This is a genomic window from Brevibacillus sp. B_LB10_24 (assembly GCF_046036945.1).
Classification (GTDB): domain Bacteria; phylum Bacillota; class Bacilli; order Brevibacillales; family Brevibacillaceae; genus Brevibacillus_C.
This window is the reverse complement of sequence record NZ_JBJQOQ010000027.1, coordinates 21,043-36,749: the sequence shown is the minus strand read 5'-3', so window position 1 is coordinate 36,749 and position 15,707 is coordinate 21,043. Positions and strand designations below refer to the sequence as shown.

The following is a 15,707-nucleotide window of genomic DNA, read 5'->3' as shown; positions in this document are numbered from 1 at the left end:
CCGATAGCGCAAGCTACCGGGTTTTACGTCAAATGACTACTCGATGATCGATGCAACAACGCCAGCGCCTACAGTACGTCCGCCTTCGCGAATAGCGAAACGAGTACCTTGCTCCATTGCTACAGGTGCGATCAGTTCAACAGTGAACTCAGTGTTGTCGCCAGGCATTACCATTTCAACGCCTTCAGGCAGTTGGATGATGCCAGTAACGTCAGTGGTACGGAAGTAGAATTGTGGACGGTAGTTAGCGAAGAAAGGAGTGTGACGTCCACCTTCTTCTTTGGACAGAACGTATACTTCTGCACGGAATTTGGTGTGCGGGTTAACGGAACCCGGTTTTGCCAAACATTGACCGCGCTCGATGTCTTTACGCTCAACACCGCGGAGCAGAGCACCGATGTTGTCACCAGCTTGAGCTTGGTCGAGAAGTTTACGGAACATCTCAACACCTGTTACCGTAGTGGAACGAGTTTCTTCAGCCAGACCAACGATTTCTACTTGGTCCCCAACTTTTACGATACCGCGCTCTACACGACCGGTAGCAACTGTACCGCGACCAGTGATCGTGAACACGTCCTCAACCGGCATCAAGAAAGGCTTGTCGGTTGCGCGCTCAGGAGTCGGGATGTAGGTGTCAACAGCTTCCATCAATTCAACGACTTTCTTAGCCCAGTCGCCGGTTGGATTGTCGAGTGCTTCTTTTGCGGAACCTTTGATAACAGGGATATCGTCGCCTGGGAACTCGTATTGGGAGAGCAGGTCGCGAATTTCCATTTCAACCAGTTCCAGCAACTCTTCATCATCAACCATGTCGCACTTGTTCATGAATACGACGATGTAAGGTACGCCTACCTGGCGGGAGAGCAGGATGTGCTCGCGAGTTTGCGGCATCGGACCGTCAGCAGCGGATACCACGAGGATCGCGCCGTCCATTTGAGCAGCACCAGTGATCATGTTTTTAACATAGTCGGCGTGGCCTGGGCAGTCAACGTGTGCATAGTGACGGTTAGCTGTTTCGTACTCAACGTGGGAGGTGTTGATCGTAATACCGCGCTCTTTTTCTTCCGGAGCAGCGTCGATCGTGTCATAAGCCATAGCTTTTGCTTGGCCTTGTTGTGCCAAAACAGTGGTGATAGCAGCAGTTAAAGTGGTTTTACCGTGGTCAACGTGACCGATTGTGCCAATGTTTACGTGCGGTTTATTCCGCTCAAATTTTTCTTTTGCCATGAGAATGTAATCCTCCTTAAAAGTAAGGGTAAGTATTAAATAAAGAAAGGTTTACCCATTATCGGGCGGCTGTCCGTATAATATTGTAAACCTTTCTCGATTGAAGATAAAGGGGTCTAGCGGGCCTATTACTCGCCTTTCGACTTCTTGATGATCTCTTCAGCGATGCTCTTCGGCACTTCTTCGTAGTGGTCGAGGAACATTGAGTAGGTACCGCGGCCTTGTGTACGGGAACGCAGAGTCGTAGAGTATCCGAACATCTCGGAGAGCGGCACCATGGCACGGATCACTTGTGCATTGGCACGAGCTTCCATCCCTTCGATGCGGCCACGGCGGGAGTTCAGGTCACCCATAACGTCACCCATGTACTCTTCCGGCACAGTAACTTCTACTCTCATCACAGGCTCCAACAGCACAGCGCCGCACTTCTTGGCTGCTTCTTTCAGCGCCAAGGAACCTGCTACTTTAAACGCCATCTCGGAGGAGTCTACATCGTGGTAGCTACCGTCGACGAGAACAGCTTTGATGTCTACCAGCGGGAAGCCAGCGAGTACACCGTTTTTCATCGATTCTTCGATACCATTTTGAACGGCTGGGACGTATTCACGAGGTACGACCCCACCGACAATCTTGTTCTCGAATTCGAAGCCTTGACCCGGTTCGAGCGGGGAGAATTCCACCCAAACGTGACCGTATTGACCGCGGCCACCAGATTGGCGAACGAATTTCCCTTCCACTTTTGCCGTGCCGCGGAAGGTTTCGCGGTAAGCAACCTGCGGTGCCCCTACGTTTGCTTCAACCTTGAATTCACGCTTCAGGCGGTCAACGATAATCTCAAGGTGAAGCTCACCCATACCGGCGATGATGGTCTGACCGGTTTCTTCGTCGGTCCGGGCGCGGAATGTCGGATCTTCCTCGGACAGTTTGCCGAGTGCGATACCCATTTTGTCTTGGTCTGCTTTGGACTTCGGCTCGATCGCAACCTCGATAACCGGATCCGGGAAGGTCATCGATTCGAGAATAACCGGTGACTTCTCATCGCAGAGGGTGTCCCCGGTCGTCGTATCTTTCAAACCTACTGCAGCGGCGATATCGCCGGAGTATACCATGTCAATCTCTTGACGGTGGTTGGCGTGCATCTGCAAGATACGGCCGATGCGTTCGCGCTTGCCTTTGGTAGAGTTCAACACGTACGAACCGGAAGAGAGCGTACCGGAATAAACGCGGAAGAACGTCAGCTTACCGACGTACGGGTCTGTCATAATCTTAAACGCCAATGCCGAGAACGGGCCATTGTCGTCAGCTTCACGAGTTACCTCGTCTTCCGAATCCGGCAGATGACCTTTGATTGCCGGGATATCGATTGGAGCCGGCAGGAAGTCAACCACCGCGTCAAGCATCGGCTGAACCCCTTTGTTTCTGTAGGAAGAACCGCAGAGGACTGGCACAAGTTTGCACTCGATGGTGCCTTTGCGCAGGCCTTTCTTGATCTCTTCTACAGTCAGCTCCTCACCTTCGAGGTACTTCATCATCAATTCTTCATCTTGCTCGGCTGCCGCCTCGATCACTTGCAGGCGGAGCTCTTCGCACTTGTCTTTCAGCTCAGCTGGGATTTCGCGAGCGTCGGATGTTTTGCCCAAGTCATCGGTATAGATGATAGCCTGCATGTTGATCAGGTCAACCATTCCGACGAATTGGTCTTCCGCACCGATCGGATATTGAATCGGTACCGGATTGGCACCCAGACGATTGCGAATTTGGTCGACGCACATGTCAAAGTTCGCGCCGATGATGTCCATCTTGTTTATATAGCAGAGACGAGGTACGCCATAGTTGTCTGCTTGACGCCAGACGGTTTCGGATTGAGGCTCAACGCCACCCTTGGCATCAAATACCGCAACCGTACCATCAAGTACGCGAAGGGAACGTTCAACCTCAACAGTAAAGTCTACGTGCCCTGGCGTGTCAATGATATTGATGCGATGGCCTTTCCACTGAGCCGTTGTCGCAGCAGATGTAATGGTGATACCGCGCTCTTGTTCTTGCTCCATCCAGTCCATGGTAGCCGCACCTTCGTGCGTCTCGCCAATTTTGTGAACGCGACCGGTGTAAAAGAGAATACGCTCAGTAGTTGTCGTCTTACCGGCATCGATGTGAGCCATGATTCCGATATTGCGCGTATTCGCCAGAGAGAACTCGCGAGCCATCAGGTATGCTCCTTCCTTAACTCATGTGTGGGAATATGCGGGCGTCCAGCAAGGATACCCGCTTAACATTCTACCAGCGATAGTGTGCAAACGCTTTGTTTGCTTCAGCCATTTTGTGAGTGTCCTCACGTTTTTTCACGGCTGCGCCAGTGTTGTTTGCTGCATCGATGATCTCGTTAGCCAAACGCTGTTCCATGGTCTTCTCACCGCGAGTGCGGGCGTAGTTAACCAACCAACGCAGACCAAGAGTAGTACGGCGCTCCGGTTTTACTTCGATCGGTACTTGGTAGTTTGCACCACCAACACGGCGTGCTTTTACTTCCAGTACAGGCATGATGTTTTTCAGTGCTTCTTCAAACACTTCCATCGGATTGCGGCCTGTACGTTCTTGAATGATGTTAAACGAGTTATAGAGGATGTTTTGCGCAACACCTCGCTTACCGTCCAGCATCATGCGGTTGATAAGCCGGGTAACGAGTTTGCTATTGTAAATCGGGTCAGGAAGAACGTCCCGACGAGCAACTGGGCCTTTACGTGGCATCCTATTCCCCTCCTTTGTGTAAATATGTTTGTGACGAATCGCCTAGGCGAGCTTATTTTTTCTTCGCTGCGTCTTTTCCTGCTTTCGGACGCTTGGTACCGTATTTGGAACGGCCTTGCATACGGTTGTTAACACCGGCAGTGTCAAGCGCACCGCGAACGATGTGGTAACGAACCCCTGGCAAGTCCTTTACACGGCCGCCGCGAACCAGAACAACGCTGTGCTCTTGCAGGTTGTGACCGATACCGCCGATGTAAGCTGTAACCTCGATACCGTTGGTCAAACGTACACGCGCATATTTACGCAATGCGGAGTTTGGCTTCTTCGGGGTCATGGTACCTACGCGGGTACAAACACCACGTTTTTGCGGAGAGCTTTGGTTCGTCAGGGATTTCTTGAAGCTGTTGTACCCTTTTTGCAATGCAGGGGACTTCGACTTCACGACCTTGTCAGTACGGCCTTTGCGTACCAATTGGTTCATTGTAGGCATATTGTAGACCTCCTTCCTCTTCCTCTCTAATGCGAAAGCTGAAACAGTCCAGTGACGATTGCCGTCCGGCACTTTTCAACCTTGCGCTTTAAGACCACAGATCCAGGTGAGTCATTTTTGGGTCAAATAGAAAGCTTTTGCCAGAGAGCAATAAAACGCTTTTGACAAAAACGGTTTTAACCACTTTTTTTGATTGCAGCCGCAGCTGCGCCTACTTCAATTCTGCACGCTCTGCCGAGGCGTCGCATGGAATCTACGTAGACTACTGGCACACCCTTCTCCTTGCACAGAGTTGCGACTTTCTGTGTCAGACGCTTGTCTGCGTCCTGGGCGATGTAGACCTCTTCGGCCTGCCCGCTCTCAACCGCTTTTAACGTCCGATTAACTCCGATCATCAACTCTTTGGCCCGCTCTACTTTTTCATAAGACATGTGATCATATCCTCCAAAGCAAAGTGTATCAGGCACACTTGAATATAATATCAGCTTGATTTCAGCATGTCAACAGAAACTATTTGTTTTTGCAAGGAATGGTGCCCATCTATTTGATGAGCACCAACCCGCTTGATCTTATTCGGCCATCGAAACTGCTTCCCGCTCGACCTGTTCGGCCTCCAGAGCCTCTTGCTCTTGCTGCGTGAGCACCTTGGTATTCCGATAGCGGGACATGCCTGTACCCGCAGGTACCAGTTTTCCGATAATGACGTTCTCCTTCAAGCCGAGCAAACGGTCCACCTTGCCCTTGATCGCAGCGTCGGTGAGCACGCGAGTCGTCTCTTGGAAGGAGGCCGCAGAGAGGAACGAATCGGTCTCCAGCGACGCCTTGGTGATACCGAGCAGTACCGGGCGTCCAACTGCCGGATTGCGTCCTTCCATCAAAACCTTGGCGTTAGCCAGTTCGAACTCGTGGACTTCGACAAAAGAACCAGGCAGCAAATCCGTATCCCCGCTGTCCGCTACGCGTACCTTGCGAAGCATTTGACGGATCATGACCTCGATATGCTTGTCGTTGATTTCTACCCCCTGCATCCGGTACACCTTCTGCACTTCCTGCAGGATGTAGTTGGATACGCCGCGCAGGCCACGAACCTTCAGCATTTCCTTCGGATCGACAGAGCCCTCTGTCAACTCGTCGCCAGCACTGAGTATCATGCCAACGGATACTTTGATTCGCGCGCCGTACGGAGCGGCGTAAATCTTGTTCTCCGCATCTCCGCGAATCTCGATTTCGCGTCGATCCTTGCCCTCGCGAATGTCGACCACTTCACCGTCGATCTCGGTGATGACAGCCTGCCCTTTCGGATTGCGAGCTTCAAACAGCTCTTGGATCCGCGGCAAACCTTGGGTGATGTCGTCACCGGCCACGCCCCCGGTATGGAACGTACGCATGGTCAACTGGGTACCAGGTTCACCGATCGACTGGGCGGCGATGATGCCAACCGCTTCCCCGATCTCCACCTCTGCACCTGTGGCCAGGTTGCGTCCGTAGCACTGTTTGCAGACGCCGTGGCTGGTGCGGCAGGCGAGCACGTTGCGGATGTAGACGTCCTTGATGCCGGCTTTGACGATTTCTTCGGCGATTTCTTCCGTGATTTCCTGATTGCGGCCAATCAGGATCTCCTTCGTCTCGGGATGGCGGACGGTTTCAAAGCAAGTGCGGCCGACGAGGCGGTCGAACAGTTTTTCGATCTCCTCTTTGCCATCGGTGATGGCGCTGACGCGAATCCCTTTATCCGTACCGCAGTCCTCTTCGCGAACGATCACGTCCTGGGCCACGTCGACGAGCCGGCGTGTCAGGTAACCGGAGTCGGCCGTACGCAGCGCTGTGTCGGCAAGTCCTTTCCGGGCGCCGTGAGTAGAGATAAAGTACTCTAACACGGTCAGGCCTTCACGGAAATTGGATTTGATCGGCAACTCGATGATCCGACCTGACGGGTTCGCCATCAGTCCGCGCATACCAGCAAGCTGGGTAATCTGCGAAACGTTACCGCGGGCACCGGAGTTCGCCATCATAAACAGCGCGTTAAACTTATCCATGGACTTCATCAAGACTTCGGTAACTTCGTCCTTGGCTTTCGACCAGATGGAAATGACGCGGTCATAGCGCTCATCTTCGGTAATCAAACCGCGGCGGTACTGAGCCAAAACGGTCGCTACCTTCTCGTCCGCTGCGCCCAGAATCTCTTTTTTCTGTTCCGGTACGACAATGTCAGATACGGCAATCGTAATACCGGCTTTTGTAGAGTAGGCAAACCCAAGCTCTTTGATCTTATCAAGGATCACAGAGGTCTGCGTCGTTCCGAAACGGCGGAAGCATTCGGCGATAATGGTGCCGAGGAAGCCTTTCTTCACTGCACCGTGATCCGGAAGTTTCTTTGCAAATTCTTTCAGGTCGACGCCCTTGTCAAAGACGAAGTACTCATCAGGCACTTGATTTTGCAAGTTGGCTTTCGACGGTGTATTGATGAACGGCAGCTCCGGCGGGAAGATCTCATTGAAAATGATTTTCCCTACCGTGGTAAACAGCAAGGCATCCTGCTGCTTCTCCGTAAACGAAGTCTTATTGAGGCTCTTGGCCGGAACGGCAATTCGCGTGTGCAGACTGATATAGCCGTTTTGGTATGCGGCAATCGCGTCGCTCGGATTCCGATAGACATTGCCTTCACCCTTATCGCCTTCGCGCTCCAGGGTCAGGTAGTAAGAACCCAAGACCATGTCCTGCGACGGCGTAACGACCGGTTTTCCGTCTTTTGGGTTCAGGATGTTTTGTGCAGCCAGCATCAGGATTCGCGCTTCGGCTTGCGCCTCAGCGGACAGCGGCACGTGCACAGCCATTTGGTCGCCGTCGAAGTCCGCGTTGTACGCCGTACAAACGAGCGGATGGAGGCGAATCGCCCGACCTTCGACCAGCACTGGTTCGAACGCTTGAATCCCTAAACGGTGAAGCGTAGGAGCGCGGTTCAAAAGCACCGGATGCTCGCGGATCACTTCTTCGAGCACATCCCATACTTCCGGTTGAACCCGTTCGACTTTCCGCTTCGCGCTCTTGATGTTGTGGGCGAGCCCTTTCGACACCAATTCCTTCATCACAAACGGCTTGAACAGCTCCAATGCCATTTCCTTCGGCAGACCGCACTGGTACATTCTGAGGTTCGGTCCGACGACGATAACGGAACGGCCGGAGTAGTCAACACGTTTACCCAACAGGTTTTGGCGGAAGCGCCCTTGCTTGCCCTTCAGCATGTGGCTGAGCGATTTCAACGGACGGTTGCCCGGTCCGGTAACGGGGCGCCCGCGGCGGCCGTTGTCGATCAGTGCGTCAACAGCTTCCTGCAGCATGCGCTTTTCATTTTGCACGATGATGTCGGGAGCGCCCAATTCCAACAGACGCTTCAGTCGGTTGTTCCGGTTGATCACGCGGCGGTACAGATCGTTCAAGTCGGACGTGGCAAAGCGTCCGCCGTCCAGCTGTACCATCGGACGAAGCTCCGGCGGGATGACCGGCAGCACGTCCAAGACCATCCAATCCGGGCGATTTCCCGAGTTGCGGAACGCCTCAAGCACTTCCAATCGCTTGATGGCGCGATTGCGGCGTTGGCCTTGTGCCGTCCGCAGTTCTTCCTTCAGGAAATCCACTTCTTTATCCAGGTCGATTTCAGCAAGCAACCGCTTGATCGCTTCAGCACCCATCATGGCTTGGAAGGAGTAACCGTACTTCTCTCGGTAATTGCGGTACTCTTTTTCCGAGAGCAGCTGCTTCTTGTCGAGCGGCGTATCTCCCGGATCAGTCACTACGTAGGAAGCGAAGTAGATGACTTCCTCAAGGGAACGCGGCGACATGTCGAGCACGAGCCCCATGCGGCTGGGAATCCCTTTGAAGTACCAGATATGCGACACAGGAGCAGCCAGCTCAATGTGCCCCATGCGCTCGCGGCGCACCTTGGCGCGGGTCACTTCCACGCCGCAGCGGTCGCAGACAACACCTTTGTAACGGACGCGCTTGTACTTTCCGCAGTGGCACTCCCAGTCCTTTGTCGGACCGAAAATGCGCTCACAGAACAACCCGTCTTTTTCTGGTTTTAGTGTTCGGTAGTTGATCGTCTCCGGCTTCTTTACCTCACCGTACGACCAGGAGCGAATTTTGTCTGGAGAGGCCAGACCTATTTTCATGTATTCAAAATTGTTGACGTCTATCACAGGGCGTTACCTCCCTTAGTCCGGAATCTTACTCTTCGTCCAAGCTTCCGCCTTCTAGCACGAGGTTCAGCTTTTCACCGCTGCCTTCGTCCTCATCGTCAATCTCGCGCATCTCGATTTCTTGTTCGTCTTCAGAGAGAATCTTCACGTCCATACCCAAGCTTTGCAATTCCTTGATCAACACTTTAAACGACTCAGGAACGCCCGGCTCCGGCACGTTCTCCCCTTTGACGATCGCTTCGTAGGTCTTCACGCGACCAACGACGTCATCGGACTTAACGGTGAGAATTTCCTGCAAGGTATAGGCCGCACCATATGCCTCCAATGCCCATACCTCCATCTCGCCGAAGCGCTGGCCGCCAAACTGGGCTTTACCTCCCAGCGGCTGCTGTGTGACGAGCGAGTATGGACCGGTAGAACGGGCGTGAATCTTATCGTCCACCAAGTGGGCCAGTTTCAACATGTAGACACAACCTACCGTTACACGGCGGTCGAATGGTTCACCGGTACGTCCATCGTACAGAATTGTTTTTCCGTCTCGGTCCAATCCGGCTTCCTCCAACGTGTCGAACACGTCGTCTTGGCGCGCTCCGTCAAAGACAGGAGTCGCCACGTGAATGCCCAGCATTTTCGCCGCCATGCCCAAGTGTGTCTCAAGCACCTGTCCGATGTTCATCCGCGACGGAACCCCCAGCGGATTGAGGACAATTTCAACCGGCGATCCATCCGGCAAGAACGGCATATCTTCTTCCGGCATGATCCTGGCAATAACCCCTTTGTTACCGTGGCGGCCTGCCATCTTGTCACCCACGGAAATCTTCCGTTTTTGGGCGATGTAGACGCGCACCAACTGGTTTACGCCCGGCGGCAATTCGTCGCCGTTGTCGCGGGTAAACACCTTGACGTCGACGATAATCCCGGATCCGCCGTGTGGTACGCGCAGCGAAGTGTCGCGAACTTCACGAGCTTTTTCACCGAAGATGGCATGCAAGAGACGTTCTTCCGCCGTCAGTTCGGTCACGCCTTTTGGCGTTACCTTACCAACGAGGATATCGCCGTCCTGAATCTCTGCACCGACGCGGACGATTCCGCGTTCGTCGAGGTTTTTCAGCGCATCCTCACCTACGTTCGGGATGTCGCGGGTAATCTCTTCCGGTCCCAGCTTGGTGTCGCGCGCTTCCGATTCGTACTCTTCGATGTGGATGGAGGTGTAGACGTCGTCCTTGACCAGCTTCTCGCTGAGCAGGATGGCATCCTCGTAGTTGTACCCTTCCCAGGTCATGAACGCGACGATGACGTTGCGGCCGAGAGCCAATTCGCCCTTTTCCGTAGACGGACCGTCGCCGATGATGTCACCTGGCTCGACCCAATCTCCTTTTTTCACGATGGGACGCTGATTTATGCACGTTCCCTGATTAGAACGAATAAACTTCTGTAATTTATACTTGTCAAGATCGCCGGCCACCTGCTTGCCGTTGATCTCTTTGTAGCGGCGGACCCAGATCTCTTTGGCGGAAACGCGCTCAACCTGACCAGGCCACTTCGCTACCACGGCCACACCGGAATCCTGTGCGGCTTTGTGCTCCATGCCGGTACCGACGAACGGCGCCTGCGGCACCAGGAGCGGCACAGCTTGCCGCTGCATGTTGGATCCCATCAGGGCACGGTTGGCGTCGTCGTTTTCCAGGAACGGGATCAGTGCTGTCGCTACCGAGACGACCTGTTTCGGCGAAACGTCCATAAAGTCGACTTTGTCGCGAGGAACGCTGAGAATTTCACCCTTCCGGCGGCAAATAACCACTTCGTTGACGAAATTGCCCTCTTCGTCGAGCGGCTGGTTTGCCTGGGCGACGTTGTACACATCCTCTTCGTCTGCTGTCAGGTAGACGATTTCATTGAGGACGCGGCCCGTTTCCGGGTCAACCTTGCGGCGCGGCGTCTCAATAAAGCCGTAGTCATTGATCCGGGCATAGGAAGAAAGCGAGTTGATCAGCCCGATGTTGGGACCTTCAGGCGTTTCGATCGGGCACATCCGACCATAGTGGGAATGGTGGACGTCGCGCACTTCAAACCCGGCCCGCTCACGAGTCAAGCCCCCTGGTCCAAGCGCAGAAAGACGTCGTTTGTGCGTCAATTCCGCCAACGGGTTGGTCTGATCCATGAACTGCGACAACTGGGAGCTGCCGAAGAACTCCTTGATGGCGGCGATAACCGGACGAATATTGATTAACGCCTGCGGAGTGATCTGGTTTTGATCCTGGATCGACATCCGTTCCCGAACCACGCGCTCCATGCGGGAAAGACCAATACGGAATTGGTTTTGCAGCAGTTCCCCGACAGAACGGAGGCGGCGGTTGCCCAAGTGGTCGATATCATCTGTATTGCCGATGCCGTGCAGCAGGTTGATGAAGTAGTTGATCGCTGCGACGATATCTGCTGGCGTGATGTGTTTGACTGTTTTATCAATGTTGCCGTTGCCGATAACCCGAATGACTTTGCCGTCCTCGGTTGGCGAGAAGATGCTGATCGATTGCAGGCGGACTGTATCTTCCTCCAGCACGCCGCCGTGCGTGTGGGCATCGACAAAGCCGACGCTCTCATCCAACATCGGCTGGATACGATCAAGCAAGCGGCGATCAATCACTTGACCCGCTTCGGCAATAATCTCGCCTGTAGCCGGATCAACGAGCGTCTCTGCCAAGCGTTGATTGTACAAGCGCGTTTTGATATTCAGCTTTTTGTTCATCTTATAGCGGCCAACAGAGGCCAAATCGTATCGCTTAGGATCAAAGAAACGGGAGACAAGCAAACTCTTTGCGTTTTCTGTCGTTGGCGGTTCGCCGGGACGCAAACGCTCGTAAATTTCGATCAACGCCTTCTCGGTAGAGTCGGTGTTGTCTTTTTCCAGCGTGTTTTTGATATACTCGTCTTCGCCGAGCAAATTGAGAATGTCTATATCAGAGCTGAAACCGAGCGCTCTCAAAAGAACCGAAACAGGAATCTTCCGCGTCCGGTCGATACGAACATAGATGATATCTTTTGCATCGGTTTCCAGTTCCAACCAAGCTCCCCTGTTCGGGATCACCGTAGCCGTAAACGTCTGCTTACCGTTCTTGTCTACCTTCGTGTTATAGTAAACGCTTGGGGAACGAACAAGTTGACTGACAATAACCCGCTCCGCCCCGTTGATGATGAACGTGCCGGTGTCGGTCATCAACGGGAAATCCCCCATGAAGACCTCTTGTTCCTTCACTTCACCCGTCTCCTTGTTAAGCAGACGGACCTTCACCCGTAACGGAGCCGCAAACGTTACATCGCGCTCTTTCGATTCATCAACATCATACTTTGGTTCACCTAAGCTATAATCGATAAATTCCAGCACGAGGTTCCCGGTGAAATCCTGGATAGGAGAAATGTCCTGAAACATTTCACGCAACCCTTCATCCAAAAACCATTGGTAGGACTTTTGCTGGATCTCGATCAAATTAGGCAGACCCAACACTTCGTTAATGCGAGAATACGTACGACGCTGACGGTGGCGGCCGCTTTGAACCAATTTACCTGCCAACTCATTCACCCCTCATGTTTGTGCTGCAACACAAAACGGTCAAGACCTTTTTGTGCGACCAGGCGGTCATAAGGTCTATGAAAAACGTCTAGACGCTTTTCACGCAAAAAATAAAAATGGGTTAATACAATAACCTCATTTTTTAGCGAAAGAAACTCTATTCTACAAGAATCCCCAAAAATCTATACACGTATTCCTCTTTTTTACAAAAAAGGAGAAATTAGTGGTTGACAAAACGGGAATTCTTCGAACTAGACAGTAAACCCATATTGACATTTTCTAATGGTATCATAAGCATTCTACACCGTCAAGGATCATTTATCAAAGTCTCCGTCACTTTCGGGCACGAAAAATGGAGTATCCTTTTTTCTTTTCCACTTCTTCGACGCTAGCATATATCTCCTGCAGCTTCTTCCAAGCAGACGGAGCGCCCTGTTTTTTCTGGATGACGACCCACATCTGGCCTCCATCTGCCAAAAGCTCGCGCCCCTCCGTAAAAATGCGGTGAACGACGTCTTTTCCGGCGCGAATCGGCGGGTTGGTCAAGATGACGTCAAACGTGCGCCCCCGGACCTCGCTGTACAGATCACTTACGAGCACCTCTACATTCGCAATGCCGTTTCGCTCGGCATTACGGCGGGCCAACATGACCGCCCGTTCGTTTACATCGATCATCGTCACCCGCCCCTGGCTGGCACGAACCGCTGCCGCCAGGCCGATCGGTCCATATCCGCAGCCAACGTCGAGAACGCTGGCGTCTGCGGAAAAGTCCATCGTCTCGATCAGGAGCAAACTGCCAAAATCAACCCGATCCCGGGAAAATACACCTGCATCCGTGACAAACCGGAACGTGCGTCCGTTCAAATCGAAAGTGAACTCTTGTTCGTCGTGCGGGGTACTGGGCTGGTTGCTGTAATAGTGATCTGTCACGTCTATCCACACCTTTCACAGTTGGGAGGTGATGTGAGTCAAGAACAGAAAACCCCCTGCCGCAGGCAAGGGGAATCTGATATAGAAGGAAGCGGCTGTTACTTCAGTTCTACAGTTGCACCGGCTTCTTCCAATTTTGCTTTGATGGATTCTGCTTCGTCTTTGGATACGCCTTCTTTGATCGCTTTCGGAGCGTTGTCTACCAGGTCTTTTGCTTCTTTCAAGCCAAGGCCGGTCAGCTCGCGAACAACTTTGATAACGTTGATTTTGGAAGCGCCGCCGCTCACCAGGTTTACAGTGAACTCGGTTTGTTCAGCAGCTGCTTCAGCAGCACCGCCGCCTGCAACAACAGCTACAGGAGCAGCTGCAGTTACGCCAAACTCTTCTTCAATTGCTTTTACCAGGTCGTTCAGTTCAAGAACAGACATACCTTTGATCGCTTCTAAGATTTGCTCTTTGCTCATATTTATTTCCTCCTATTCTTCGATACGGATTAGGCGCCTTGGCCTTCTTTTTGTTCGGCAACTGCTTTGACAGCAAGGGCAACATTGCGCATCGGCGCTTGCAGCACGCTAAGCAGCATGGACAACAGACCTTCGCGGGACGGCAGAGATGCCAGCGCTTTGATCTGATCCTCACCGACGACTTTCCCTTCGATTACGCCGCCTTTGATTTCGAGAGCTTCGTTTTTCTTTGCGAAGTCAACCAAAATTTTCGCAGGGGCGACAACGTCATCCTTCGAAAAAGCAATCGCGTTTGGTCCCAATAGATATTGGTCCAGCTCAGTCAAACCTTCTTTTGCTGTTGCCAGGCGAGCCATCGTGTTTTTGTACACTTTGAAGTCAATGCCTGCCTCACGCAGTTGTTTGCGGAGTTCAGTAACTTGAGCAACTGTCAGGCCGCGGTAGTCAGCGATGACAGTGGTTTGGCTATCGCGCAGTTTGCCTGCGATCTCGTCGATGATTTGCACTTTCTCTTCTCGAATAACGGTTGGACGAATTTCTGCCATTATTACACCTCCCGTGCATCATATACCTGCCAATGAACAATGAAAAATGCCCTCGCAGACACACGAGGGCATAATGTATGCAAAGGCATAAAACCTTTTTATTCATTACACGCCTCGGAGGGATATTAAGCGAATCTCACAGGAGCTTCGCACCTTCTGTCTACGGCATGACGATATTCATTTCATCAACAGGAAATATATTAGCAACTTCCAGATCGGAAGTCAACAGTTATTATTTTACGCTTACACGCACGCCAGGTCCCATCGTCGAGCTGATAGTGACGTTGCGCATGTACACGCCTTTTGCCGCAGCCGGCTTCGCGCGGTTCAGCGCTTCCGTCAGGGCAGCAAGGTTTTCCTCCAGCTTATTGGCATCAAAAGATACCTTGCCGATCGGCGCGTGGATGTTCCCTGCTTTATCAACGCGGTATTCGATCTTACCAGCTTTGATTTCGTTCACAGCTTTCGTTACGTCAAAAGTAACCGTACCGGTTTTCGGATTCGGCATCAGGCCTTTTGGACCGAGCACGCGACCCAGTTTACCGACTTCACCCATCATGTCAGGAGTTGCGACAACGACGTCGAAATCAAACCAGCCGCCTTGAATTTTGGCGATCATGTCAGCGTCGCCGACGAAATCAGCACCAGCAGCTTCCGCTTCTTTTGCTTTTTCGCCTTTGGCGAATACGAGTACGCGCTGAACTTTACCAGTACCGTGCGGCAGAACAACCGCACCGCGAATTTGTTGATCGGCGCGCTTCGGGTCAACGCCCAAGCGATATGCCGCTTCCACTGTCTCGTCGAATTTGGCAGATGCCGCTTTCTTCACGAGCTCAATGGCTTCGTTCACTTCATACACTTTGTTTTTATCAACAAGCTTTACAGCCTCTTGATACTTTTTACCGTGTTTCGGCATATTTGTTTTCTCCCTTCATTGTGGTCGTAGCGGTTTAGTCCTCCCACAAGGCAGCAGGGGCACAAAGCTTGTACCCCCTTTGCCAAACATGATCAAAGACGAGATTAGTCCTCGATCACGATGCCCATGGAACGGGCAGTCCCTTCAACCATGCGCATTGCCGCTTCAACAGAAGCCGCATTCAGGTCAGGGCGTTTCAGTTCGGCGATTTCGCGGACTTTGTCGCGCTTCAGCGTAGCGACTTTCGTCTTGTTCGGAACGCCGGAACCGGACTCAATACCAGCAGCCTTTTTCAACAGAACCGCTGCCGGAGGAGTTTTGGTGATGAAAGTGAAAGAACGATCTTCATAAACGGTAATCTCTACCGGAATGATCATTCCTGCTTCGCTTTCTGTACGAGCGTTGAACTCTTTGCAGAAGCCCATGATATTCACACCAGCTTGACCGAGAGCCGGACCTACTGGAGGTGCAGGATTCGCTTTACCTGCTGGGATTTGCAATTTAATTACGCGGATAACTTTCTTAGCCACGTAAGACACCTCCTTCATCGAATGTGGTAATGCGGGGGAAAACCCCCTCCCACTCTTCTATGGAAAGCCTTATGTAAAGGGCTTTCAGTTATA

12 protein-coding genes and 1 other annotated feature are annotated in these 15,707 nt (G+C 52.4%); all 12 genes read right to left on the bottom strand.

Features of this window, described 5'->3' with window-relative positions; all coding sequences use genetic code 11:
* Positions 1 to 36 precede the first annotated feature (36 nt).
* Positions 37 to 1,227: an elongation factor Tu gene (tuf, locus tag ACI7RC_RS20525; protein WP_408110065.1), complete on the bottom strand. Its 1,191-nt coding sequence runs from the start codon at positions 1,225 to 1,227 to the stop codon at positions 37 to 39.
* Positions 1,228 to 1,355: 128 nt separating this feature from the next.
* Entirely contained in the window at positions 1,356 to 3,434 is a 2,079-nt protein-coding gene (gene fusA / locus ACI7RC_RS20520) for an elongation factor G (protein ID WP_408110064.1), read from the bottom strand.
* A gap of 70 nt (positions 3,435 to 3,504) precedes the next feature.
* Positions 3,505 to 3,975, bottom strand: a complete 471-nt coding sequence (rpsG, locus tag ACI7RC_RS20515; protein WP_408110063.1) for a 30S ribosomal protein S7 — start codon at positions 3,973 to 3,975, stop codon at positions 3,505 to 3,507.
* Positions 3,976 to 4,027: 52 nt separating this feature from the next.
* A complete protein-coding gene (gene rpsL / locus ACI7RC_RS20510) occupies positions 4,028 to 4,465 on the bottom strand; it encodes a 30S ribosomal protein S12 (RefSeq protein WP_019123545.1) in 438 nt (145 codons plus the stop codon).
* 176 nt (positions 4,466 to 4,641) lie between these two features.
* On the bottom strand, positions 4,642 to 4,896 hold the full coding sequence (locus ACI7RC_RS20505) for a 50S ribosomal protein L7ae-like protein (protein WP_408110062.1): 255 nt from the start codon (positions 4,894 to 4,896) through the stop codon (positions 4,642 to 4,644).
* Between the two features lie 138 nt (positions 4,897 to 5,034).
* Entirely contained in the window at positions 5,035 to 8,661 is a 3,627-nt protein-coding gene (rpoC, locus tag ACI7RC_RS20500) for a DNA-directed RNA polymerase subunit beta' (protein ID WP_408110061.1), read from the bottom strand.
* A 28-nt stretch (positions 8,662 to 8,689) separates the two neighbouring features.
* Complete coding sequence (gene rpoB, locus ACI7RC_RS20495; RefSeq protein ID WP_408110060.1) at positions 8,690 to 12,229, bottom strand: DNA-directed RNA polymerase subunit beta; 3,540 nt, start codon at positions 12,227 to 12,229, stop codon at positions 8,690 to 8,692.
* Positions 12,230 to 12,562: 333 nt separating this feature from the next.
* Positions 12,563 to 13,159, bottom strand: coding sequence for a class I SAM-dependent methyltransferase (locus ACI7RC_RS20490; protein ID WP_408110059.1), 597 nt, complete (start codon positions 13,157 to 13,159; stop codon positions 12,563 to 12,565).
* Between the two features lie 98 nt (positions 13,160 to 13,257).
* Positions 13,258 to 13,623, bottom strand: a complete 366-nt coding sequence (gene rplL, locus ACI7RC_RS20485) for a 50S ribosomal protein L7/L12 (RefSeq protein WP_408110058.1) — start codon at positions 13,621 to 13,623, stop codon at positions 13,258 to 13,260.
* A 29-nt stretch (positions 13,624 to 13,652) separates the two neighbouring features.
* Complete coding sequence (gene rplJ / locus ACI7RC_RS20480) at positions 13,653 to 14,168, bottom strand: 50S ribosomal protein L10 (protein WP_408110057.1); 516 nt, start codon at positions 14,166 to 14,168, stop codon at positions 13,653 to 13,655.
* A 32-nt stretch (positions 14,169 to 14,200) separates the two neighbouring features.
* Positions 14,201 to 14,352: a sequence feature (ribosomal protein L10 leader region), on the bottom strand.
* A 48-nt stretch (positions 14,353 to 14,400) separates the two neighbouring features.
* A complete protein-coding gene (gene rplA / locus ACI7RC_RS20475; protein ID WP_408110056.1) occupies positions 14,401 to 15,084 on the bottom strand; it encodes a 50S ribosomal protein L1 in 684 nt (227 codons plus the stop codon).
* A 104-nt stretch (positions 15,085 to 15,188) separates the two neighbouring features.
* Positions 15,189 to 15,614, bottom strand: coding sequence for a 50S ribosomal protein L11 (gene rplK, locus ACI7RC_RS20470; RefSeq protein ID WP_019123553.1), 426 nt, complete (start codon positions 15,612 to 15,614; stop codon positions 15,189 to 15,191).
* Positions 15,615 to 15,707 lie beyond the last annotated feature (93 nt).